General features: G+C 32.9%; 18 protein-coding genes and 5 pseudogenes. 22 read left to right on the top strand and 1 reads right to left on the bottom strand.

Going from position 1 to position 24,423, the window contains the following annotated elements:
- The first annotated feature begins 12 nt into the window (after nucleotides 1–12).
- The 16 genes and pseudogenes from MNO09_RS01685 to MNO09_RS01605 form a co-directional block, all read left to right on the top strand.
- Nucleotides 13–477: a RidA family protein gene (locus tag MNO09_RS01685; protein ID WP_088106831.1), complete on the top strand. Its 465-nt coding sequence runs from the start codon at nucleotides 13–15 to the stop codon at nucleotides 475–477.
- A gap of 359 nt (nucleotides 478–836) precedes the next feature.
- A complete protein-coding gene (locus MNO09_RS01680) occupies nucleotides 837–1,832 on the top strand; it encodes a DUF4046 domain-containing protein (RefSeq protein ID WP_048563386.1) in 996 nt (331 codons plus the stop codon).
- 58 nt (nucleotides 1,833–1,890) lie between these two features.
- Nucleotides 1,891–2,364: a YbaK/EbsC family protein gene (locus tag MNO09_RS01675; RefSeq protein ID WP_070169432.1), complete on the top strand. Its 474-nt coding sequence runs from the start codon at nucleotides 1,891–1,893 to the stop codon at nucleotides 2,362–2,364.
- An 85-nt stretch (nucleotides 2,365–2,449) separates the two neighbouring features.
- Nucleotides 2,450–2,812 carry a YxeA family protein gene (locus MNO09_RS01670; RefSeq protein ID WP_048563388.1) on the top strand — a complete coding sequence of 121 codons (363 nt, stop codon included), beginning with the start codon at nucleotides 2,450–2,452 and terminating at the stop codon, nucleotides 2,810–2,812.
- Between the two features lie 582 nt (nucleotides 2,813–3,394).
- Nucleotides 3,395–4,018: pseudogene (locus MNO09_RS01665) on the top strand (DeoR/GlpR family DNA-binding transcription regulator); the annotation flags it as partial.
- 500 nt (nucleotides 4,019–4,518) lie between these two features.
- Nucleotides 4,519–4,913, top strand: a pseudogene (locus tag MNO09_RS01655) (ATP-binding cassette domain-containing protein); the annotation flags it as partial.
- 183 nt (nucleotides 4,914–5,096) lie between these two features.
- Nucleotides 5,097–6,038 (top strand): ABC transporter substrate-binding protein, encoded by a 942-nt coding sequence (locus tag MNO09_RS01650; RefSeq protein WP_070169431.1) that lies wholly within the window; start codon nucleotides 5,097–5,099, stop codon nucleotides 6,036–6,038.
- Between the two features lie 704 nt (nucleotides 6,039–6,742).
- Complete coding sequence (licT, locus tag MNO09_RS01645) at nucleotides 6,743–7,585, top strand: BglG family transcription antiterminator LicT (RefSeq protein ID WP_070169430.1); 843 nt, start codon at nucleotides 6,743–6,745, stop codon at nucleotides 7,583–7,585.
- 124 nt (nucleotides 7,586–7,709) lie between these two features.
- Nucleotides 7,710–9,638 carry a beta-glucoside-specific PTS transporter subunit IIABC gene (locus MNO09_RS01640; protein WP_070169429.1) on the top strand — a complete coding sequence of 643 codons (1,929 nt, stop codon included), beginning with the start codon at nucleotides 7,710–7,712 and terminating at the stop codon, nucleotides 9,636–9,638.
- Nucleotides 9,639–9,721: 83 nt separating this feature from the next.
- The gene (locus MNO09_RS01635; RefSeq protein ID WP_070169428.1) at nucleotides 9,722–11,149 is read left to right on the top strand and encodes a 6-phospho-beta-glucosidase; all 1,428 of its coding nucleotides are present in this window, start codon (nucleotides 9,722–9,724) and stop codon (nucleotides 11,147–11,149) included.
- A 162-nt stretch (nucleotides 11,150–11,311) separates the two neighbouring features.
- Nucleotides 11,312–11,511 (top strand): annotated as a pseudogene (locus MNO09_RS01630) (hypothetical protein); the annotation flags it as partial.
- A gap of 1,015 nt (nucleotides 11,512–12,526) precedes the next feature.
- Nucleotides 12,527–13,921, top strand: a complete 1,395-nt coding sequence (locus tag MNO09_RS01625) for a transglutaminase domain-containing protein (protein ID WP_327965595.1) — start codon at nucleotides 12,527–12,529, stop codon at nucleotides 13,919–13,921.
- 542 nt (nucleotides 13,922–14,463) lie between these two features.
- Nucleotides 14,464–14,862, top strand: a complete 399-nt coding sequence (locus MNO09_RS01620) for an excalibur calcium-binding domain-containing protein (RefSeq protein WP_070169427.1) — start codon at nucleotides 14,464–14,466, stop codon at nucleotides 14,860–14,862.
- Between the two features lie 174 nt (nucleotides 14,863–15,036).
- Nucleotides 15,037–15,939, top strand: a pseudogene (locus tag MNO09_RS01615) (Rpn family recombination-promoting nuclease/putative transposase).
- 72 nt (nucleotides 15,940–16,011) lie between these two features.
- A complete protein-coding gene (locus MNO09_RS01610; protein WP_154401048.1) occupies nucleotides 16,012–16,161 on the top strand; it encodes a hypothetical protein in 150 nt (49 codons plus the stop codon).
- A gap of 358 nt (nucleotides 16,162–16,519) precedes the next feature.
- Nucleotides 16,520–16,615 (top strand): annotated as a pseudogene (locus MNO09_RS01605) (C40 family peptidase); the annotation flags it as partial.
- A gap of 69 nt (nucleotides 16,616–16,684) precedes the next feature.
- On the opposite strand, the gene MNO09_RS01600 reads toward MNO09_RS01605, so the two are convergent.
- Nucleotides 16,685–17,071 (bottom strand): hypothetical protein, encoded by a 387-nt coding sequence (locus MNO09_RS01600; RefSeq protein ID WP_070169426.1) that lies wholly within the window; start codon nucleotides 17,069–17,071, stop codon nucleotides 16,685–16,687.
- A gap of 867 nt (nucleotides 17,072–17,938) precedes the next feature.
- Between MNO09_RS01600 and MNO09_RS01595 the strand changes: the two genes are divergently transcribed.
- From MNO09_RS01595 to MNO09_RS01570, 6 genes are all read left to right on the top strand, one after another.
- Complete coding sequence (locus MNO09_RS01595) at nucleotides 17,939–19,168, top strand: aminopeptidase (protein ID WP_088106889.1); 1,230 nt, start codon at nucleotides 17,939–17,941, stop codon at nucleotides 19,166–19,168.
- Between the two features lie 141 nt (nucleotides 19,169–19,309).
- On the top strand, nucleotides 19,310–20,683 hold the full coding sequence (locus MNO09_RS01590) for an alpha/beta hydrolase family protein (RefSeq protein WP_070169425.1): 1,374 nt from the start codon (nucleotides 19,310–19,312) through the stop codon (nucleotides 20,681–20,683).
- Nucleotides 20,684–21,115: 432 nt separating this feature from the next.
- Nucleotides 21,116–21,700, top strand: a complete 585-nt coding sequence (locus tag MNO09_RS01585) for a TetR/AcrR family transcriptional regulator (RefSeq protein ID WP_070169424.1) — start codon at nucleotides 21,116–21,118, stop codon at nucleotides 21,698–21,700.
- A gap of 62 nt (nucleotides 21,701–21,762) precedes the next feature.
- Nucleotides 21,763–22,386, top strand: a complete 624-nt coding sequence (locus tag MNO09_RS01580) for a GNAT family N-acetyltransferase (RefSeq protein ID WP_070169423.1) — start codon at nucleotides 21,763–21,765, stop codon at nucleotides 22,384–22,386.
- 42 nt (nucleotides 22,387–22,428) lie between these two features.
- Complete coding sequence (locus MNO09_RS01575) at nucleotides 22,429–22,761, top strand: LysR substrate-binding domain-containing protein (RefSeq protein WP_309529459.1); 333 nt, start codon at nucleotides 22,429–22,431, stop codon at nucleotides 22,759–22,761.
- Nucleotides 22,762–23,383: 622 nt separating this feature from the next.
- Complete coding sequence (locus MNO09_RS01570; protein WP_070169545.1) at nucleotides 23,384–24,217, top strand: MerR family transcriptional regulator; 834 nt, start codon at nucleotides 23,384–23,386, stop codon at nucleotides 24,215–24,217.
- Nucleotides 24,218–24,423: the final 206 nt, after the last annotated feature.

Raw genomic sequence — 24,423 nt, 5'->3', positions numbered from 1 at the left:
GGGGGCTAGAGCATGAAAATAGAACAAAGAATGGAAGAACTAGGTATTATATTACCTAAAACTTCGCCTGCTAAAGCATTGTACGTACCTGTCAAACAATTAGGGAATTCTCTTTTTGTTTCAGGACAAGCTCCATTTATAGATGGTACACCCGCTTATACAGGAAAAGTCGGTGGAGAAAGAACCTTAGAAGAAGCACAAGAAGCAGCAAGAATTTGTATTATTAATACACTGGCAGCAGTCAAAGAGTATATTGGTGATTTAGAACGTATTGTAAATGTAGTGAAACTACAAGCCTTTGTGAATTGTGAAACTGAATTCGATCAACAACATATTGTTATTAATGCTGCTTCAAAATTATTACATGATATCTTTGGAGTGGAAGGTCAACATGCCCGTACGGCAATTGGAGTGAATCAGCTACCCATGAATATCACAGTGGAAATTGATTCTATCTTCGAAATTCAGGGCCAATAAGCGAATTACAAATGAAATTTCCCCTTAAAAATAATAATTAATACTAAAATCACATGCTAGTGTTAGACATATTCAGCAAGTATTAAAATTTAATTTTCAATTATAATACTTGCATTACATGGAGAAGAGTATATGAATAAAAAGAACGATTTTATTGATAATCAGGACAAATGTAAAACTCTTAAACTTACCAATGATGATCAGTGGCATTATGAATCATTTTATAAATACCAACCTGTATTTTCATGTAAAGCTTTATTGAAATTTTTCACTAAAAGAACAAAGCAATAGTATTAACTTACATTATATAGTCAGAATTTTCTTTATTCAAATTTTGGGAAAGGGATGCAACTTGTGAAATGCAGATCAAAGCAATTACTATAGAGGAAATTTATCAGGAGATATTAGATGGAAAAAGAAATAGATTCCCGCCAAACACTTGGAAATTAGATAAAAATAATGAAATGGCTAAAAGAGTTACAAGATATTTAGTAACAAACATTTTAAATTGGAACGAAGAAGAAATCAAACAGAATTGGAATAACGCATTAATTGCAAAGTATCGTTTACGTGGCGTATTGAAACATAAATATGAAAATAGTCCGTATGCAATGATTAATAATTTATATCCGAATCGATTTAAAGAATGGGAATTTAAAATGACACCATTAAACTTTTGGACGAAAGAAAAAGCTCTACAATTATTAAAATGGTTAATTGAAGAAGAGGAAAAATTATCTGTCCAAAAATTATTACAAATTTATGGGCAAAAATGGTTAAATGAACGGCGACTAAGTGCACCATTAAGAGTGCTTTGGGATGGAAGCCCGTACGCGATGATTAATGATTTATATCCAAATCGGTTTAAAGAATGGGAATTTACTAAGGCTCCTAATAAATTTTGGACGAAAGAAAAAGCTTTGCAAGCACTGAAATGGACAATTGAAGAAAAAGAAAAATTAAATCCAGAACAATTGAAGAATATATACGAAAATAAATGGTTAACGCAATCGGGATTGAGGGGGGCCTGTCAATTGTATTGGAATGATAGTCCATATGCAATGATCAATGATTTGTATCCAAATCAATTTAAAGAATGGGAGTTTAAAATGACACCTAGTGGTTTTTGGACGAGAGAAAAAGCGCTAGATGCATTACGGTGGACAATTGAAGAAAAAGAAAAGCTAACAGATAATCAATTATTACAGCAATACACAATGAAGTGGCTAAAAAGGCATAGATTATGGACACCAGTAGTAAGATACTGGAATGGGAGTCCATATGCAATGATTAATGATTTATATCCAAACAGATATGTAAAACATTCATTTAGAGGGTATATAAATAAATCTTAATATATTTATAAAACTCACATTAACATGCTACCCCAAAAGGGAAAGGAAGGTCCGTAAAATGTCATTAGAAAAAGTTATTTCCTATTTTAAACAATATGGTATAGAAGATAGAATTATAGAGGTAACAGAATCTAGTGCAACAGTTGAATTAGCAGCAAAAGCGTTACAATGTGAACCTCAAAGAATCGCAAAGACTTTATCTTTTCAAATAGAAGATCGTGTTTTAGTAATAGTAACTGCAGGTGATGCTAAAATTGATAATCGTAAATACAAGGAACAGTTTGGTGTTAAAGCTAAGATGGTCGATGCAAACAAAGTGAAAGAGTTAATCGGACATGCAATAGGTGGTGTTTGCCCGTTTGCTGTAAATAAAGAGGTAGAAGTGTATTTGGATGTATCACTACAAAGATTTATAACTGTTTTTCCTGCTTGTGGAAGTGGAAATAGTGCTATTGAATTAACAATAGAAGAACTAGAACGATACTCAAAATATTTAAAGTGGATTGATATCTGTAAGGGATATGCAAACTAAGAACCTTTCTTAGATGAACAATCCAAATATGTACGTCTGTACGATATTTTCATAAAACTATAAATTATAGAGGAATTGAATAAGAATGAAAAAAAGATTTTTTATAATAATGTTAGCTATGCTATTCAGCACTGGATTGGTTGGCTGCGAGCAATGGGATCGTTATAGTCCGTTCGCAAGTGAAACAGATGTATATGGTGTAGTAAAAGAAGAAGCTAAACAAGATCCTACGGCACCTAAAGATGTAATTCATTATTCTTATGATCTAATTGGATATGATGAAGATTTAAATAAAGTTGACTTAGGTTTCGGGTCAGATAATAAATACACTATGGGCACATATATTAAAGCAATTAAAAAAGGAAGCGATACAAGAATGCATGATATTTCAGTTATTAAAAAAGAAGAGATTCCAGAAAATATATTAAAGAAATTAAATGAGAAGTAATAATCACGCTAAAAAACTACATTCTATATAGGATGTAGTTTTTTAGTCCAAATTAAAATATTTCGAACAACCAGCAAGAGAAATTCATTCAATTATTAAAATTAAGCCAGAAATGAAACAAGTTTTGAAGCGTTTATACGTATAGTACATTTAATCCCCAAAATGATTTTTTTGGTTTTTCTTTAAATAAATTATATCCTCTCAAATTTATTTATATAATATCCATGTAGATTACATGGATATTATATAAATCTAAAAAAGTATTAGTTTAGAATTTCTTGTCTAAACTAAAATCCCATAAATAAACGTTGATAAATAGCCATTATCATAAATTTTGTAGATCCTTTGATGTCTCAGTAACGGGACGTGAAAGTCTAAACTTTTTGAACATAGGACAAGAAACTCTAAACTACTTAACCAGTAATGTTCGAGGACTTTTTTGCAAAGTACGAAAGATTAGAACACGAACTTAAAGAAGTTTTCACTGAAAAAGAAAGTTATAACTTTGTATAAGTAAAGAAGTTTATGAGGTAGAAATCAATGGGGTAAGGTTATGTCTGTAGTAGATGAAGAAAGCGAACCATTCTTGAGAAGGTAGAGTTTAAAGGGAAAGTAAAAGTTTCAGAATTAGCGAGAGAGTTTGCTGTATCAACAGAGACGATTCGCCTATATTTAGAAGAATTGGATCGCGAAAAGAAGCTGAAGAAAGTGTATGGTGGAGCCGTCCAACTTTTGGGAGCTGGAATAGAGGCACCGATGTTAGAACGAGAGATGTTGCATATAGGAAGAGAAGAAGAGAATTGGGTATAAAACAGCAACGTTTGCGGAAGATGGAGATGTGATTGCGATTAATGACGGAAGTAAACCACTTCAAATGGTGCCATATCTTGTTCATCGTAAAAACTTAACGATTGTAACAAGTTCATTTCCAGTAGCAACACAATAAATTTCTTCTATTATTAAAAGATGTTTCACGGTGAAGTTTTATTTATTGGTGGAAAAGTATCTCCAAAGCATTCACGTGTGTCAGGATCTATTTCCCAGCAAGTAATACAGCAGTTCCATTTTCATAAAGCATGCGTTTCGATCGGTGGATTGTTGCCTAGTTTTGGGCTTTCTAGTTTTGAATTAGAAAAGGCGAAACTGCCAGAACGGATATGTAATAAACTTGTATTGTCCGCGAATATTTTGAAAAAAATCGGTGTAATTAATGAAAAAGAAAAAAAGTGAAATTCTTCATACGATAGGTAAAAAGGCCCTTTTAATAAAGGCCTTTTTATTTTTCATCGTTAAAATATAGATATATCAATTAGTTTGTCAATTCTTTATTAAATCTCTATAATTTCTCGTTTCATCAGAAAAGATTTCGCAAATATAAGAAAAATCGTATTATTATATTTTTAGTAAAATAAAATCTTCTACCTCAAGATAAAACACATATATTTTTTAACCCCAATCCAAATATAGAACGAGGTAAATGAATTTTAAGGTGACTGTTTTGTATGAATTTATATTTTAAAATAATTCTTGACAGTTCTTTGAGGTGGACGGTAGAATGGAGTTTGTAATTTAGATAATGATAATCATTATCGTTTATGTTGATGCATTTAATCTGTATTTTGATATTTGAGAGGACATTTTATTTTAATAAATATATGTTACTTGCAGTAACCTGAATAACATAATTCGCAAGTCATTCAGCATAAGCACTATCAGCTGGTCAGCGTTAACGTGTATGTATTACGATGGCTTCGTGCAAGTGACAGATTTACTCGTGTTAAATGAACCAACAATATACTTAGATATGGCTCATAAACTTGAATTATTAGATTTAATGAAGAAGTTAAATCTAAAAGACGGTAGAACCGATGTTATGGTTATTCGCGATATAAAATTATGCTTCTCGTTTCACTGATCATAGCTGGGCATTATCAAGCAAGAAACACAAAATGAAGTTTGGATAAATGAAACACTTCGTAACGTATTTGAGATTGAAACTCAAATAGTTCCATGTCCAGTGAACTGTATACTGATTTGTTTAAGGTATAATGTAATAATCAATTGCGAAAAAATCATAGATAGAATTTCCTCCTCTTTTTAGCAATTTAGGAAGAGGGGGGATTCTAGTGGGTGTTGAACTTCTTATTTAAGAATAGGAAGTTCAACACCCGTTAGAACGGGCGTTGAACAACAATTAATTAAAATATAATAATTTAATGTTGTTTGCCGATTCTTATAGTTATATAAAACCTATAAGAAATATACATCTAGAAGGAGTGGGAACATGAAGAAATTTAAAATGGCATTACTAGCAATGGTACTAGTTGTTACTTCTGTACTATTTGCAGCTTGTTCTTCTAGCAAAGAGGAAGAAAAGAAAGCAGATGCAAAGGCTGAAGAGCGCACTGTACAACACGCAAAAGGGGAAATTAAGATCCCTGCGAATCCCAAGAAAATCGCTGACCTTAGTGGTTCAACTGAAGAATTATTAATCTTTGGTATGAAACCAATAATTACTGCAAACACAACAAAGGAAAAAATTGATTCACATATTGAGAAGAAATTGAAAGATGTAAAACCGGTTGGCTCTGCTTGGGGCGATAAAATTAACATTGAGGCAGTAGCTGCTGCAAAGCCAGATTTAATTCTTGTAAACAATCGTCAAGAAAAGATTTATGATCAATTGTCTAAAATTGCACCAACAGTTATGTTAAAAACTCCATTAGATCAATGGCGTCCAAAATTCGAAGAAGTAGGTCAAATCTTCGGTAAAGAAAAAGAAACAAAAGATTGGTTCAAAAAGTATGATGAAAAGGCAAGCAAATTACATGACAAAATTATCGCTAAAACTGGTGATGCTAAATTTATGAAAATGGCTGCATATCCAAATGCTTTCCGCGTATACGGCGACTACGGTTACGGTAGTGTAATTTTTAAAGATTTAAAATTACCAGCAGTTGATGGTACACCGATGGATAAGCCGTTAGTACAAGTGCAAAAAGAAGCATTAATTAATTATAATCCAGATTATTTATTCGTATTTACAACTGGTGATGGTTCTCAGCGTTTAAAAGAATTCCAAGAAGAATCAATTTGGAAAAACATGAATGCTGTTAAAAACAATCATGTATATACAATTAGTAATGCAGATGTAAACAAAGGTTACTTCCCACTAGGTAAAGAAATGATCTTGGATGAAGTGACTGCGTTCATTTTAGGAAAATAATATATAAAGAAACTCACCTTTGCTTCAATAAGGGTGAGTTTTCTTTATACAATGGAATTAAGGTTTTGTTACAAAGTTTTAAAATAGACAAAATAACCATAGTTTAATTGATAACTTAGTTATTGATAAAGTGTAATCTTATGAGATTCCTCCTAACAATATGGATATTATATAAATCCAAAAAAGTTTAGTTTAGGATTTCTTGTCCCCATCAAGTTTCAAAAATGAAAGTTTAGACTTTTTCGTCTAAATAGTTTAGAGTTTCATGTCTTTTGTGAAAAGACATGAAAGTAGGAACTTATTTTATAGTGTAAAATGCTAAATTATCTACAGATACATTTCATTTAGTACCCATTTTCTTGTCAAAATATCGAGATTAAGATAAGAGTTTATTTAGGTTTTCAGGAACTTACGCGTACAGATGAAGACAATTTGTCGATAGGACTCCTTTTGTAGATATGTCCCTTAACGGCGTTGACGAAACTTTAAATTTAGGCTATTATGTACCTATATCATTGGAATTGGGTAGTAATTGTTTTAATACAAGCTAAGCCTATTCATTAGTATGCAGAGAAGATCTTAGGTACTTCTATGCATTTTAATGGATGGGCTTTTTTATGTTATATCGGAATAATATATAATCCCTTATAAAGTGAAAGGGATAATAAATCCATACTAAAATATCCTTGATTGGAGTGAAATATATGGAAGTTAAAAGGAATCTAAATAACAATGTCGTTATTACGGAGGATAAAAACGGTAAAGAGATCATAGTTATGGGTAAAGGAATAGGCTATCAAAAGTCAAAAGGTGATGTAATTGATGAAAGTAAGGTAAACAAAATTTTTCGCATAGCCAATCAAGATATATCTAATAAATTACAAGAACTGCTAAATAACATACCAATTGAGCACATGAAACTATCAGATGAAATTATTGGATATGCCCAAAGAAAATTAGGTAAAAAACTCAATGAAGGTATTTATATTTCATTGAGTGATCACATGCATACTGCAATTCAAAGGATTAAAGAAGGAATTCAGATTAAAAATGCATTGCTATGGGAAATAAAAAGGTTTTATAAAGATGAATTTAATATTGGAATGAAAGCACTGGATATTATAGAAAAAGAGACACACATTCGTTTACCTGATGATGAGGCAGGTTTTATTGCTTTTCATATTGTAAACGCTCAGTTGCATAAAGAACAGCCAATCGTACATGAAATCACACAGTTGATTCAAGAAGTGCTAACAATTGTAAGAGTTCATTTTGGTATTGAGATTATAGAAGAATCGGTTGCCTCTTATCGTTTTATTAGTCATTTAAAGTTTTTTGCATCCCGGCTAATTACGAATAGCACATACAGTGATGAAGCTGATGAAGAGTTACTTGAGATTATTAAAAACAAGTATGTAAAAGAGTTTGAATGTGTTTCGAAGATCCAACTATTTATCCAAAAGAAATATGGATATTATTTAACCTCAAATGAAATGATTTATTTGACCATTCATGTAGCAAAGGTAGTTCGTGAGTCGAGTAAATAGGTAAAAGAACATTTAAGGTGGTGATGACTGTAAACATGTAATACATAGCTGGATGGTAACATTAAGTTGGCCAGACCTTCACTATTTCTGTTAATAAATACAAGAAAAGATGGAGGATTGAAAAATGAGGAAATACAACGATTTAGCAAAAAAAATTATTGAAAATATAGGTGGAAATGAAAATATAAATAGCTTAACACATTGTGTGACTCGACTACGTTTTAAATTGAAGGACGAGTCCATAGCAAATGATGATACCTTGAAAAATATGGATGGTATTGTCACCGTTATGAAAAGTGGTGGCCAATATCAAGTCGTTATCGGAAACCATGTACCACAAGTATATGATGATATTAGCGCACTGATCGATTTAGATCAACTGAATGTAACCAAACAAGGTGAGCAAAAGCCTGAAAAACTACTACACAAGGCAATTGATATCATATCAGGTATATTCCAGCCAATTTTAGGTATTATGGCTGCGTGTGGTATGGTGAAAGGACTAAATGCACTGTTTGTTGCTATAGGATTATATAGCTCAACCTCGGGTGGCTCAATGGTCATTAACGCAATCGGTGATGCTTTATTTACCTTCCTACCATTGTTTTTAGGTTATACTTCAGCGAAAAAGTTTGGTTTAAAGCCCATGTTAGGCTTAGTTGTAGGGGCTATTATGTGTTATCCGAATATCCAAGCTAGTGTTGTTTCTTCAAGTACTAGTGCAATGTATACATTATTTCAAGGTTCTATGTTTAAATCGCCAGTTTACATTGACTTCTTTGGCATACCTTTAATTTCGATAAACTATACAGGTACAGTTATTCCTGTTATTTTAGCTGTATATTTCGCGGCAAAATGCGAAAAAGTTTGTAATAAGTTTGTACCAGATTTACTTAAATTCTTCTTTGTTCCAATGCTTACAATATTAATTTCATTACCAATTGCATTTATTGTAATTGGACCACTTGCAACCTTTGGTTCAACAATTGTTTCTGAATTTGTATTTGCAGTTAGAGACTTCAGCCCATTGTTTGCTGGCATCATAGTAGGAGCTACGTGGCAAATACTAGTTATCTTTGGGATACATTGGGGGTTCATACCTGTATATCTAAATAATATTATGACTATGGGATACGATAATGTGATGATGCCTTTCTTTGCTTGTACTTTCGCAACTGCGGGAGTTGTCCTAGCGATATTAGTTAAAACAAAAGATAAGAAAATGAAGGAAATGTCTTTACCAAATTTCTTATCCAGTATATTCGGAGTAACAGAACCAGCTATTTATGGAATTCTATTACCTTTAAAGAAACCATTTATTATTAGTTGTATTGCTGGCGGAATCGGTGGGGGATTCTATGGATTCTTTAATTTAAGAAAGTTTATGGCTGGTGGAATGGGTATTTTTGAATTACCTGCAATGATTGAACCGGATGGAGCAATGGGGAATCTAATTATTGCAGTTATTGGTATGGTAATTTCGATGGTAGTTGCATTTATATTGACGATGATTGTCTATAAAGATAAAGAGACTGTTTCCGCAGGTGTGAATGAGGCTCAAATTGAAGTTAAACAAGATGAAAAGAAAAGTAGATTAGAGAAAGAAATAATTGAAAGCCCAATTAAAGGTGAAGTAGTGCAATTAAAAGATATAGAAGATGCAGCTTTTTCATCAGGGGTATTAGGTAATGGAGTTGCAATCATACCTACAGAAGGGGTAGTTGAGGCTCCTGTTAAAGGGGAAGTAACAGCGTTATTTCCAAGTTTACATGCGATTGGAATTACATCAGATAATGGAGTCCAGATTTTAATTCATGTTGGTTTAAACACAGTCCAATTAGAAGGTAAAGGATTTAAATCTTATGTAAAACAAGGCGATAAGGTAAGGAAAGGTCAAAGATTGTTAGAATTCAACATTGAAGAAATAGAACAAGCTGGTTACAGCGTTGTGACTCCAATAGTTATTACGAATTCCGCAGATTATTTAGAAGTGGCGGAGAGTAAAGAAGGTAACGTGGATAGAGGAGCGAATTTAATTACGGTTATTTTTTGATACCAAAGACGCCCTAATCTAGGTGAAAAAGTTTTCTATACACAGTTATTAGGAATAATACTTCGATATTGGAGGAATGAGTGATGAAGTTTAGTGATGATTTTTTATGGGGTGGGGCTACCGCAGCCAATCAATGTGAAGGGGGATATAACGAAAGTGGAAGAGGACTTTCGAATGTCGATGTATGTCCAACCGGAGAAGCTCGATCTTTAGTAATTACAGGAAAGTTGAAAATGTTTGATTTTGATGAAAATTACTATTATCCAGCTAAAAAAGGCATTGATATGTACCATCATTTCAAGGAAGATATTCAACTATTTGCTGAAATGGGCTTTAAAGTTTATCGCATGAGTATTGCTTGGACTAGAATCTTTCCATTAGGTGATGAAGAAAAACCTAATGAAGCGGGACTTCAATTTTATGAAGATGTATTTAAAGAATGCCGTAAATATAATATAGAGCCACTCGTAACCATTACTCACTTTGATTGTCCGATGCACCTAATTAAAAAATACGGTGGTTGGAGAAACCGTAAAATGATTGATTTCTATATGCAACTATGCCAGGTTATTTTTAAAAGATATAAGGGTTTAGTTAAATATTGGTTAACGTTTAACGAGATTAATATGATTTTACACGCTCCATTCATGGGGGCAGGAATTTATTTTGAAGAAGGCGAAAATAAGGAAAAGATAAAATATCAAGCTGCACACCATGAACTTATTGCAAGTGCAAAGGCCACTAAAATGGCTCATGAAATAGATGAGAATAATGTAGTCGGCTGTATGTTTGCAGCAGGGAGTGTATATCCTTATAGCTGTAATCCAAATGATGTTTGGGAAGCAACAAAAATAGATCGGGAAAGTTATTTCTTTGTTGATGTACAAGCAAGAGGAAAATATCCAAACTATGCTCTAAAAGAAATGGAACGTAATGGGACGCTGCCAATAATGGAGAATGGGGATGAAGAGCTCCTCGCAAAATATACAGTAGATTTTATTTCCCTTTCCTATTATAACAGTCGCTGTGTAAGAACAGATAGCGATGGGGGAGATAATGCAGAAGGAAATTTATTTGCATCCACCAAAAATCCTTATTTGGAGTATAGCCAATGGGGATGGCCCATCGATCCGTTGGGGCTAAGAATTACTCTAAATCATGTCTACGACCGTTATGAGAAGCCATTATTTATTGTAGAAAATGGGTTAGGGGCAAAGGATGAAGTGGACAAAAATGGTTATGTGGAAGATGATTATAGAATTGATTATTTAAGAGAACACATCCAAACGATGAAAGATGCGATTCAGATTGATGGGGTAGATATTCTAGGATACACAACATGGGCACCTATAGATTTAGTGAGCGCAGGATCTGGTGAAATGGACAAGCGATATGGATTTATTTATGTTGACCAGGATAATAGAGGAAACGGAACACTAAAAAGAAGTAAAAAGAAGAGCTATTATTGGTATAAAAAAGTTATTTCTACGAATGGGGAAGATTTAGATTAAATAGTGTAAATGGCGTAGTCATCACAGGCTTACAGTTATGATGGAAGAAGTTCTTAACATGGAAATGGATTGAAAAAAGTAAGGGATGTATTACACTATCTCTTACTTTTTTTCTTTTATATTTTAATTTAGATTTCAGAATTTTCCAACTGCAGAGGTATTTCTGGTTGCTTAATTTCATTTAATCAGAATGTTAATGCTTTAATTCAAGAGTATAAAAGGCTCCAGGAAGTATTAAGATAGCAATTACAGATGAAATTAAAAGTAAATCTGAACAAATCGAAGAATCCAGAACAAAAAAAGCTAATGAAACAAAAGTGAATAAAATATGGATTTTGTTCACTTTTACGAAACATTTATGAAACATTCGTATGTTACGTTATAGAAGTCCTTTTTTAGATCATATTCATTCTGTCAAAAAGTCCTAGTCCCTCTAGGACTTTTTACGTTCAAATAGAGAAGTGTAGCATATTTCTCAATATAAGAACTTTAAGAGTATGCTATTATTATAATACAAATTCCCTTTTGTGCACTAAGATAGTAATACCCAATAAAAAAGCCCACCTATTTCCGTAGGTGGGCTTTATCTTTATTACACAATAACAAAGTATACTCTCTATTTCTCATAAACTATATGTAATTATACATATATTTAAAAATCACACTAGATTAATATTATATGTAGTAAAATATAAATTGTGGGCACGTTCTATAAAGCAGATTCTATTGAAAGACGTAACATATCGACCATTACAAAAGATATGCCGTCACTCTAATATTGATCTCAAATTTCTTGTACTTTGTGAACTAACAATATGGTGTATATAGACGCTTCTGTTTTATAGGATGTGTTTATACGTATAACAAAGGGATAATACGGATAAGTTTATACTAAATGAATGTGGTTCAAGTCGGAGGGAGGCATCTTAGGGTGTCTTCTCTTTATGTGATTTATAATGCATTATATTGATAAAAAAATTTATATTAAAAATGATGATGTATTTTTATTTTAGAAAGAATCATTCTACACAGTTGTGCATAAAAAGTTCTCTGTTAATTAATAGAATTGCTAATAAAAATCATGATAAAGATACACGTATATATAACTAAAGCACTTCCTTTATAAAAAGTATCAATTTTCTTGTCTTTCTACAGTACAACATTAAAAGGGGATGCTGAAAGTCTATCTCTTTATAGTAGAATCGTATTGGATTGTTAAGTTTATAATTAATAGATAGTTTTAGAGTTAATTAGCTTATTCTCAGGTAGATTACTCGCCACTTAGCAAAGCTTGAAGTGGGAATTTTACAATTAAAGGAATCGATTATGGAATAAAACATTTTAAGTACATATTAAAATAAAGATATGTATTATTGCATGAGAAAATTGGTTGTTATTTTTATAACTTGTAACTATACTGATTACAGGTTAGCCGTATCCAATCCCACAAATTATATCATCATGAATGGAGATGTTACATTAGGAACCTTCACATCATTTAAAACAGTTGCAGTAGAATTACCATTTGCTTTAGGGTCTCTTAGTTTTTTTCGCCATAAAACAACACAAATAAAAGACGAATTAGGAGAAGGAATTATGTATACAAAACTATTAAAATCAATTACATCATTATCACTTATAGGTGGTGCCATATTATATACAAATGGCAGTGATGTGAAAGCTGCTGAGACAGTGCAAAATAAAAAGCCTGCAGTAATGGTACAAGATACAGGGGATGCGGCATTATTAACAGCGTTTAAAGAGGAAGTACAAAAGCGTATTAATGCGTATGAAACGAATATTATACTTCCATATAAAACGGAAAATAGTAATAGAAAAGAAGTGATGGATACACTAATTAACGCATATGAAGAAGTGGCAAGTAAAAATGAGTATACAAATTATAATAGATCGAATGTTTCATATAAACAATCAGGATTACCTGGAAATTATACATTTACGATAAAGATTACATATCGTGAAACGAAAGAACAAACGGAATATGTAATGAAACAAGCGAAAGCAATCGTTTCTTCTATTACTCAAGTTGGAATGGATGATCACGAAAAAGTGAAGGCAATTCATGATTATGTTGTAAAACATGTTTCTTATGATACGTCTTATACAGCTTACACAGCATATGAAGCACTCGTAAATCGTTCTGCGGTTTGCCAAGGTTACGCACTATTAACCCATCAATTATTAAACGAAGCTGGTATTGAAAATCATTTCGTAACAGGAACTGGTAACGGACAACCTCATGCTTGGAATTTAGTGAAAATCGAAAACAAATGGTATCACTTAGATACAACATTCGATGATCCGGTTCCTGATAAACAAGGTCGCGTAACGTATTCATACTTCAACTTATCGGATGAACAAATTGAAAGAAATCACGTGTGGAACAAAAGTGATTATCCGCAAGCCACAACAAATTATTATGATACACTGACGAGTAAAATCGCAGGTGGCAAATCTAAAACAGCTGCATATCAACAGATTTTAAAAGATACAAAGTTAAATTATTTAGGAAATGAATATATCGCAAATAACTATAACGAATTAAAAAATAAAATGCAGCAGCGTTATAGTGAAAGACCAGAAAAAATTGAAATTCTTTATAAGCAATCAATGAATGGTGCATTGCAGGATGTGAGAAAAGCAATTGGAGAAATCGGTTATCCGCAAGGGTCAAATCGGATTTCTTATAAAGCAGAGCCTTACAATGCGAAAGAAGGATATTCTTTGGTGACAATTATATTTATATATTGAGAATGGGAACAGGTGGTTTGATTTTCCATTAATCCCTTATCATGAAAAAAATGATAAGGGATTAATGGAAAGAATCAATAATTCATTCATAGAGATTATTCATTTTTAGTCTAAAAAAACTGAAATAGAAGTATCTCTTTTCATGTCTTTCTACAGTACATTTATAAAAAGACATGAAAGTAGGAAATAATTTTTTAGTGTAATGTGCTAAATTATCTACAGATACAGTTCATTTAGTACCTATTTTCATGTCCGCATATCGAGACAAGAAAATGGGTATTTTTTTAAACGGAGACACCAAAGTGGATACTTTCTAATCAAAATTGAAATAAGTACATTAATGATTCACCGAAAAAACATTTAGTAATTAATATTCGTTATATATTTTGATTTCAATAAATAACCTATTTCTTGAGTAGGGGTTTTCTTATTTGAAAAGAGTACTATTTTTATTTTTCACTATAAATATTGCTATATAGTAATATAATATTTTTTACTATAAGTTTATAATCTTACATTTTAGATACTGGGAGATGCATATTATGAACAAAAAATTGTTAACAACACTAACTTGTTGCGCTTTATTTATTGGATTAGCAGCATGTTCATCTAACGAGACAGGAAGTACTTCTAAAGAACCTAAAGCTGATCAAGAAGCACAAATAGAAGCTGAGAAAACAAAAAAAGCTGAAGAGCATAAACGATTGGAAGAACAACGCAAACAAGAAGAAGCTCAAAGGCATCAGGAAGAAAAAAAGAAACAGCAAGCTGCAACTAAACAAGAGAAAGTTCAATTCGCAAACTGTAAAGATGCAAATAATGACGGTTACTATGATATAACTCCAGAAAGCCCAGCTTATGCTTCACATTTAGACCGTGATGGCGATGGCGTAGCTTGCGAACGAAACAAAGGTCATAAAAAATCTAGTAAAAAACATTAGATTTAAAAAAGCGCTTTAATGAGTGCTTTTTATTTTATTTCGACGAAATTTGACAATTACGTATAGTTGCAAACAAGCTCTTATATCCATTGATATAAGAGCTTGTTTGCATGTGTATTACTCTTTTATGTACAATGAAAGAAAACATCTTATGAGGTGGGGAGAGGAAGACCCATGTCCAACCAAAAATTAGTGAATTTACGCATTGATTTTGCTTTTAAACAATTATTTGGCACAAGTGGAAATGAAGATATTTTAATTGCTTTTTTAAATGCTATGTTACAAGGTACTTTAGAATCCCCTATAGTTTCTTTGCAATTAGAAGACCCACACTTGCATCGAGAACATGAAGAAGACAAATTATCAATTTTAGATATTTCCGCTACATTAGATGTAGGAACCAAAGTAAATATAGAAATACAGCTAAACAATAATCATGATATGATTAAGAGAAGTTTATATTATTGGGGAAGGCTATACACATCTCAATTACAAAAAGGAATGCCATATAGTTCTCTCTATAAAACAATTACAATTAATTCGTTAAATTTCGTTATGTTTCCTGAATACGAAGCATTCCATACAACAGGAATCCTTTGGAATCAACAACAATAGAAAATATTGAGTAGTGATATTGAAGTTCACATTGTGGAGCTTCCAAAACTCATGCAACAGTGGCGGAATGAACAAGTAAATCCATGGGAAGATTCATTTGTTCGTTGGTTGTTATTACTTCCAGCGAATGAGGATGAACAATTAACCCAAACATTGGAGGATATTGCGATGAACCAAGACCCGATTTTACAAAAGGCAATGAATAAATGGGAACGTATGAGTCAAGATTCTTCTTTCCGACAAGCGTATGAGGCAAGGGAGAAAGCGTTGATGGATGAAGCGGCGAAGTTTGCCCATGCTCGTAATGAAGGGAAAAAAGAAGGCATTCAAGAAGGCGTTCAGCAAGGGAAAATGCAAATGATTAAAGGTATGCATGAACTTGGTGTACCAATTGAAACGATTGCAAAAGCAAGTAAATTAAGTATAGAAGAAATTGAACATATTTTGAGAGGAAATTCATAATAAACAACTAAGCAAGCAAAAGAGCCACAATCCCCAATAGCTGAGATTGTGGCTCTTTCAAGATGCAAGAAGATGACACAAGAGAAAAAATCAGTGACAAGATATTTATACAAAGAAGAATATTCTACCCTTTCAATTCCAGACTTAACTGAAACTATAACTGAAGATCTTTTTGATAAAAACCTTACCGGCCAAGAATTACAAAAATTTACGATTCTATAACATGGCATTCAATTTAAAAAATAGAACAAAATATACTGTTCGCCAAAAATGAATTATTCATATTAACTACTAAACAGAAACTTATTCCTCATATATGAAAGGAAGTCTATATAAGTGAATTCTAATTTTGTAGATATCGTTGGATATCAATTTGAAAAAGTACATACATTTTCATGTCTTTGTACAGTTCTATAATTAAAAAGGGAAGGTGTACTTCCCACCACCCAAGTGTTCGTTAAATTCCGATTTAACGAATAATTGACAATTGAAAAATAGGTCTACTATACCAACCTTCAATTAGGGTAATATTTACCACATGAAACTACTATAAAATAAGGGTGATTATGTTGAAATCAGTAACTTTTACAATGCTAGTAATTCCGGAGTAGGTGAAGCTAGCTTAGATAGTACGTATTGGAGTAAATATATTGCAGGATATGGTCGAGTTAAATAAAAAATGTATTATAAGGTTCCAGAAAAAAAAGAACTGAAGTCAAAATTGACTTCAGTTCTTTTTAAATAATTAATGTCCTCGGACAACAAAAGTACTAATCACTCGGCCATTGTAAGTTACCTCATATTTATTTCCCTCTGTGATTGGCATAGAGAAAACAACTGGAGAAGATAACCCCTTTGTAGTAACATTTGTCGTACCAATAACGTTATTAAATTTATATTGTTTAATAGTATACGTTACTCCTTTATCTCCTACCATAGAAAAAGAGCCTGTCATATGAGCTGGTACATTCGTTCCATTTCCATAATCTTTACCAGCAACCGTAACCTTTTGAATCTTCGCATCATTAATTGCAGCTTCTGCTTTTGTTAAACTTAATTCTGGAAAAGACAAAGTTGTTATACCTAAAGTTCCCAAAAGAATAGTACTAGATAAAATGATCTTTTTGAACATTTTAAATCCTACTAATATTCGTATTTTACTTAATTTTAAACATTAACATATTCTGTTAAATTGTTACATATTCAGAATTTGATAAATAAATATCTGATTATTCGTATAATTTAAAAATATTATTATATAATAAATGAAAAAACAGCTGACTTCTTACATAAAGTAACTAACTGTAGAGAAAGAAAATTTTGGCTTGATGGGCATGGGGTACCGCCCACATTTTAACCAAAAAATATGCTAAGCAAATTTTGAAACAAAAAGCCGATTTTTACCCAGTTAAGAGTACATCGGCTCCTTAATATTTAGCAGTAATTTCGTATCCATGTGTACATAAAGATCTTTCCGTTATCGCTCCCTTAGAAAGAATCCGGCTTCACTTAGTTTTCTACCAATAATTTGAAAAAATAAGTTTGACGGCTTGATAATTAAACTTAAATGATTTATATTTGTATTAAATGATAGTATTATCTATCAAAAATGACTTTATACAGAGAAAGGTGTGATTGAAATTGTTAAACGCCTCATTGGTGGAAAGCCTTTAGGGACAGCAGCATTGAAAAGGTTGGGAAGTAATGAGTGAGCTTTCACAATAAAGAACGCTATAACTTTATTTAGTGCATGATACCCTTGGATTGGATTATTTGGTAAAAACATCGAAACTCATTGAAATATATTTTCGTATAGTAACTACATTAATTTCAAGAGATAAATAATGAATTGAAAAATCTATTGGTTGTTATCGTGTCTTGATGAAAAACGTAAAAATAGACAAGAGAAAATCCTGAAAAACCTATTCACAAAGTATGGTATGAAGGCAAGCTAGTAAGGGGAATTCAAAAATTATTGGATAAAAGCGAGGTAAATAATATGACTTTTGAAGAAAAATTACAAGCATATGCAGAACTTACGGTGAAAATTGGTGTCAATATTCAACCTGGGCAATACTTATTAGTCAATACATCAGTGGATGCATTGGATTTCGTTCGTTTAGTTGTGAAAGAGGCCTATAAGGCTGGGGCAGGGCGTGTTCATGTTAATTTTTCTGATGAGGAAATGGATCGTGCTTACTTTGATCATGCCTCAGATGAGGAATTTAATCGTTTCCCAGAATGGATAGTCAAAATGAATGATGAGCTAATTGAACGTAAAGGCGCACTATTAATAATAGATGCTACAGACCCTGATAAATTTGCAGGTATTTCAGCTGATCGTCTAGCTACCTATCAAAAGGTATCAGGAGCTGCTCTAGAAAACAATCGCAACGCCGTAATGAAGGATTTAATAGCTTGGTCGATGGTAGCAGTTCCTTCATCAAAGTGGGCATCGAAGGTGTTCCCAAATTTAGCAGCTGAGAATCAAGTACCAGCATTATGGGAGGCGATTTTTAAAGCTGTTCGTATCGGTGAAGGAAATGCGGTTGAAAAATGGCGTGAACATGTAACAAATTTAGAATCTCGTGCGGTCCTATTAAACAATAAAAAATATGCGATGATTCACTATACAGCGCCAGGTACTGATTTAACAATTGCATTAGCTCCAGAGCATAAATGGATTACTGGAGGTGGTAAAACGCCAGATGATACTATCTTTATGGCTAATATGCCGACAGAAGAGGTTTATACGTTACCGATGAAACAAGGTGTAAATGGCTATGTAAGCAATACAAAACCATTAGTTTATCAAGGGAATATTATCGACGGCTTTAAACTGACATTTGAAGAAGGAAAAATTATTAAAGCTGAAGCACAGATAGGACATGATTTATTACAGGAGCTTATTAATGTGGATGAAGGCGCCTGCTATTTAGGTGAGTTAGCACTTGTACCAAATCTATCGCCAATCTCAGCATCGGGGATTTTATATTTTAATACATTGTTTGATGAAAATGCATCGAACCATTTAGCGATTGGTAAAGCTTATCCAACTTGCTTAGAGAATGGAAGGGATTTAGAAAACAATCAACTCGAAACGTTAGGTGCAAATATTTCAGTAACACATGAGGACTTTATGATTGGCAGCAGTGAGATGGACATCGATGGTATTTTACCAGATGGAACTGTAGAGCCAATTTTCCGTAAAGGTAGCTGGGCATTTTAAGTTTTTAATTTGAAAAAAGGAGTATATGAAACGATTATTAAGCATAATTGGTGCAACTATATAGGTGTTTCATTTGTTTTTGCTCAGATTGAAAATTACCTCTTTAATTAGAAGTAAAATGCATTCAAAGGAGATAGGCCAATGAATTTCTGGGAAATCGTTTTGATAGTTGTGAATTTTAGTCTATTGAGTTGGATACTGTTAGTAGGCAGAGAAACGAAAAAGTGGTCTAAATTAGCTACTTTGGTTGCTGTTGTAATGGTTACAGTTCAGCTATTGGTAGAAGGTTTTAGATGGCAGATGATTCCGGCATATGCATCCCCAGTTATCTTGATTTTATGCTATTTATTAGCAGGACGGAAAAAGGGCTTTAGAAGCCGGGGTATATTCATAGTTAAAACTTTGTTGTTGTGCATCTATTCGTCTGTAGCAGTTGCGCTACCCTTACTTATGCCAGTATTTTCATTTGAAGAACCAACTGGCCCACATAGGGTCGGTACGAAGCTATATCATTGGGTTGATCATCAAAGAAATGAACCATATTCGCAAAATCCAACCGATCGACGCGAACTGATGGTGCAAATTTGGTATCCTGCAGCTGAAAAAAGAAATGGGAATCAAGAACCTTATATTCGTAACATAAATGAGCTCTCCAAGGGATTGGAAAAAACATTGTCCATTCCTGCATTTGCATTCAGCCACTTGGAATTGGTAAAATCTCATTCGTTTATGGATTTACAACTCTCAGACTCAGAGAATCATTATCCTATATTACTTTTCTCTCATGGTTTTAATGGTTTTCGTAATCAAAACACGTTTGAAGTTGAGGAGTTGGCTAGTCAAGGGTATATTGTTCTAAGTATCGATCATACCTTTGATACTGCAGCTACCGTCTTTCCAGATGGTCGAGTTGCTTACGTACAGCCCTTCAATTTAACTGATGACGAAGGGGATAGCCACATAAAATTATGGGAGGAAGATGTCACCTTTGTGCTTAATCAGATAGAGAAACTTAACCAAAACGATGAGACCGGCTTCTTTACAGGAAGGCTTGATACCTCACGAATTGGAATGTTTGGGCATTCTTACGGTGGAGCTACCGCAGCACAAATACTTGCAAAAGATTCTCGTGTCAAAGCAGCTATCAATATGGATGGCGCTTTGTATGGGGAAATTTTACCTGAAAGTGGGATTGGAAAACCATTTCTGCTCATGAGTGCAGTAGAGCCTGATGAAGCAGATCCCGATAAAGTGACGGAACGATATGAAAGTGGGTTAGCTGGCGGTGGTATGTCAATGGTCATCCCTCATACAGATCATACAAGCTTCACTGATTTACATTTGTTCTCCCCACTGTTGCAGAGCCCAGGTGAAAATCCAAAGGAAGTTCATCGCATTATCAATGAATTCAGCCTGGCATTTTTTGACCAGTATGTAAAACAGAAGGATGACGGCTCAACCCTTAAAAGGCTTATGAGCAAATACCCGGAAGTTAATTTTAAAGTAAACCGATAACTTGATGCAGAAAGTAACTTCATTAAAAAATATTCAGTAATTAAATGAAGTACAAACGGATTCAATGTAAGCAGAAAAATTACGGTAATTATTAATTCGTCATGAAAAAATGCTGAAAAATTGGAAAGAAGGATAACCATATTAGTGAAAAATAGCTTGAAATACTCAGCTAAAGTGATTATTTTCTCTACTAAGAAAGCGACTTGTACCATTTTCTTTGGCTTTTATATTTATTACATCAAAAAATTAATTTCTTCATCGTCATCTAAATAATGAAACATTCAAAGTACTATCAGTTTCAGTAATATAATTCTTTTGGAAAAGCTACATTCACCAGCTGGACACTTTGTTTGAGATTGTTTATCATAATATCAAATGATATATTTATCTATCAAAAATGACGACTTTATATAGAAAAGGGAGAGATTGACGATGAAGAAAGACTTATCAACGTTAAAGGAAGCGAGATTTAACGCAATTCTTGATTCGGCTACTATATTGCTTGTTGAAAATCCTACTGCTTCGATGAATGAAATTGCGGAATATGCGGGAATTGGCATTGCTACACTCCATCGCTACGTCGAAAGCAGAGAGAAATTGATGCTATTCTTGGGCCATCGAGCTATACAATTGGTAAGTGATACCGTAAACCAGATTCCACTGGATGAGGATAGAAGCGAAAACTATATCCCAGAACTCATTGAAGCGTTAATCCCTTTAGGTGACAAAATCTATTTTCTAGGTCATGATGCATCTGTATTTAACAACAAAGAATTAGGTGAAGCCGAAGAGAAGCTGAGGGAACCCTTACGACGCGTTATTGAGCTGTTACAACAAAAAGGTTACTTTCAGCAAACAGTTAGCAGCGAATGGATTTTGAATACGCTTTATGCTCTGCTTTTCCATACTTGGGAACAGGTACATGAAGGAAATGTGGCTAAAAAATCTGCTGCAGAGCTTGTTTTAAATACATTTTATTATGGTTTCAAAGCTAAGGATGAGTCGAGAGGGAAGTGAAATGATACAAATCCATGATAATTAACATCAATAATATAGAAAGCGAAAAGGAGTACTGGGAAATGAATAAAATCTCTATTGTAAAGGCTGTTCATCAATCCATGGTCGGTGCCCAGCTAAATGTAATGGCATTGGAATACATGGCATTTGCACTTGCAGGATCTGAGGAGAAGAACACAGTCGAAGGGACTTTTTGTAAGCTATGGCGGCAGGGGAACAACCGTTTCAGTCATCAATACGCTTATGAAGCTCAAATGGACGGGAAAACTTTAGGGATGATTACTTGCTATCCCGTACCCGTTTTAAATCGTCTTGCCTGGCCCACTTTTAAACAGCTGCTTTCATTCCGAAAGTTAGATTTTGTTGTTTATAACATTCGGAATATCAAAATGCTTTATTCCATGATTACCTTGAAGGAGGGAGAAGATGACGAGTTTCACATCGGAACAATCGCTTTATTGCCCGAAAGTCGTGGACTGGGGATAGGTACCAGACTACTTGAGTTTGCCGAGGAGCAGGCTTCCCTGCAAGGCTTTGCCAAATGCTCTCTGACGGTAAAGAAAGAGAACCAACTTGCTATTAAATTTTATCAGAGGTTAGGCTACCAGATTACAAGTGAAATTAATAAACCAAAGTTATCGTTGTACAGAATGGTCAAAAACGTAGGATGTTACAACCTTTTATAAAAAAGTTTTAACGTATTAGGACAGTACCAGGGGTACCGCCACATCACTATTAAGCTAAGCTCATTCAATGTTAATTATAGTAGAGGCTGTTTCTTTCGAAATAGAGTAGATAAGTGGTTAAAAGAAGCAGGCATTTATCCAAAGCGAGTGATAGAATTCGGTACAATTGAAGCGATTAACGGTTGTGTGAAGGCTAGAATGGGCATTGCTGTCATGGTCAAATCAATTTTGAAAGACCATGAGCAATCTTTAACCATGACTGATTTACCTGAGAAATATTCTAAAGTACCAACTTATTATATTATGAGAAAAGATGTATTTTTTTCTGATGCTTTACAGGGATTTGTTGAGATGATAAAAGAAAAAACTATGTAACCTAATTTTGATTATTGAAGATTGTTTTAGTGCGGCATAAAATGTAGAACCCCGCATCCATCAACTTAAAAAGTTTTTTACGACCCCAAATAAGATTTTTGTACATTTTTACCCAGAAATATCAATTTTACTGTTTTTGAGGTGTTTTTTTCACTAGCTTGATAGCGATGTGGCAGGACCCCATCACTATCAAGCTAAGATTAAATAAAAATCAATTAAACTAGACCTTTTTTCTGTTTTCTAAAAATTTAATATAAATTATTTGAAAATTCTTACTATAAATTTAAAAATAGAAACAATCTCACCTGAAATTAAACGTATATAACCTTAGCTTGATGGGCATAGGGTCCCACCAACATAACGCGAATTTCGTACGCTAAGGATTTTCTAAGTTGAAAAACTTGAGTTTACCGCGAGTTAGGATGGTTCCATAAACGATATTTAATGTTTGTTACGGTACTTTGTTTTTGGAAGTATTTCTGTTAGTCTCGTAATAATTCAATAAGGTTCCTTAAACGACCATTTTTGGTGTGAAAAGAATTTCTTTTTATTTATTGACTATGAAGTAACCACATAGTTTATAGTATAAATATTATTCCTTAATAGGAGGCAATATAATTAGATGGATAGCTATAAGTTAACTAAAAGTGATGTAATTAAGATTTTTAATACAACGAAAGAAACACTTCGATTCTATGAAGAAAAAGGATTAGTTCAGCCAAAGGTAGGTAAAAATAAGTATAGGCTTTATGGAAATGAAGAACTACAGAGAATTAGCCAAATCTTCTTTTGTAAAGATATAGGTTTTTCAATTGAAGAAATTGATTTAGTAATAAATAAGAGAAAAATAATAAACAATATAAATATCTTACAGAACAAAAAAGATGAAATTGAAACTGAAATTTATCGATATATGGAAATGCAAAAGAAAATTACTAGGCTCCTCGATCTCCTTCAAAATAGAAGTAAAAACTTCAATGAAATTCAGAGTGTCTATTTTGAGGAAAGAAAATATTATCACATCAAAGGAGAAGATTTTAATAGTGTAAAATCTTTTTTTGATAAATTCCGTTCTATTTTTAAGCAAGGTGAATTTTTTCAAGAACAATTTATAACAATGTGTCCTATTAAGAATTTATTCAATGATGATCTGGGACTATCAGTTTATTATCCTGTTTTGAATGATACAGAGATAGAGCATGTTGATATTCTTAGTATACCTGCAGGTAATTATCTTTGTGTTGATTACGTATGTACAGAAGAGAATATGGATGAAGTACGACATCAAATATATACAAATATTACAGACTATATAGAGAGAAATGGTTTACAGTTTAGATCATGTAATGTAATTGAAACAGATTTACATGAATTGAATCTGTTCTATTCAGAAGGACAGATAATTATGAATATGCAGATTCCTGTTGAAGAAAAATCAAAACACCAAAAGAAGTAAGCATTTATATATTCAACACTATTTACAAGGAAGGCATAAAAATCGGCTCGGTAAAAAAATGTTCGCATTTTACAAACTATAATCGACGATTAAATACAAAATACATTGTTAGTAGAATATAAAGCATGAAAAGCACGCATTTCGATAGGACGGAGCACTGAAAAGTGGAATTAATTTTACATTATGCGGGGGGTAATTTAAACGAT

Origin of the sequence: Bacillus sp. N5-665 (genome assembly GCF_022637375.2) — a bacterium.
GTDB classification, from domain to species: Bacteria; Bacillota; Bacilli; order Bacillales; family Bacillaceae_G; genus Bacillus_A; species Bacillus_A wiedmannii.
This window is presented reverse-complemented; position numbering and strand designations above follow the sequence as displayed.

Bases quoted from the DNA above. Each gene is read 5' to 3' on its own strand.
- MNO09_RS01685 (WP_088106831.1), top strand. From the start codon at position 13: ATGAAAATAGAACAAAGAATGGAAGAACTAGGTATTATATTACCTAAA.
- MNO09_RS01680 (WP_048563386.1), top strand. From the start codon at position 837: ATGCAGATCAAAGCAATTACTATAGAGGAAATTTATCAGGAGATATTA.
- MNO09_RS01675 (WP_070169432.1), top strand. From the start codon at position 1,891: ATGTCATTAGAAAAAGTTATTTCCTATTTTAAACAATATGGTATAGAA.
- MNO09_RS01670 (WP_048563388.1), top strand. From the start codon at position 2,450: ATGAAAAAAAGATTTTTTATAATAATGTTAGCTATGCTATTCAGCACT.
- MNO09_RS01650 (WP_070169431.1), top strand. From the start codon at position 5,097: ATGAAGAAATTTAAAATGGCATTACTAGCAATGGTACTAGTTGTTACT.
- licT (WP_070169430.1), top strand. From the start codon at position 6,743: ATGGAAGTTAAAAGGAATCTAAATAACAATGTCGTTATTACGGAGGAT.
- MNO09_RS01640 (WP_070169429.1), top strand. From the start codon at position 7,710: ATGAGGAAATACAACGATTTAGCAAAAAAAATTATTGAAAATATAGGT.
- MNO09_RS01635 (WP_070169428.1), top strand. From the start codon at position 9,722: ATGAAGTTTAGTGATGATTTTTTATGGGGTGGGGCTACCGCAGCCAAT.
- MNO09_RS01625 (WP_327965595.1), top strand. From the start codon at position 12,527: ATGAGAAAATTGGTTGTTATTTTTATAACTTGTAACTATACTGATTAC.
- MNO09_RS01620 (WP_070169427.1), top strand. From the start codon at position 14,464: ATGAACAAAAAATTGTTAACAACACTAACTTGTTGCGCTTTATTTATT.
- MNO09_RS01610 (WP_154401048.1), top strand. From the start codon at position 16,012: ATGACACAAGAGAAAAAATCAGTGACAAGATATTTATACAAAGAAGAA.
- MNO09_RS01600 (WP_070169426.1), bottom strand. From the start codon at position 17,071: ATGTTCAAAAAGATCATTTTATCTAGTACTATTCTTTTGGGAACTTTA.
- MNO09_RS01595 (WP_088106889.1), top strand. From the start codon at position 17,939: ATGACTTTTGAAGAAAAATTACAAGCATATGCAGAACTTACGGTGAAA.
- MNO09_RS01590 (WP_070169425.1), top strand. From the start codon at position 19,310: ATGAATTTCTGGGAAATCGTTTTGATAGTTGTGAATTTTAGTCTATTG.
- MNO09_RS01585 (WP_070169424.1), top strand. From the start codon at position 21,116: ATGAAGAAAGACTTATCAACGTTAAAGGAAGCGAGATTTAACGCAATT.
- MNO09_RS01580 (WP_070169423.1), top strand. From the start codon at position 21,763: ATGAATAAAATCTCTATTGTAAAGGCTGTTCATCAATCCATGGTCGGT.
- MNO09_RS01570 (WP_070169545.1), top strand. From the start codon at position 23,384: ATGGATAGCTATAAGTTAACTAAAAGTGATGTAATTAAGATTTTTAAT.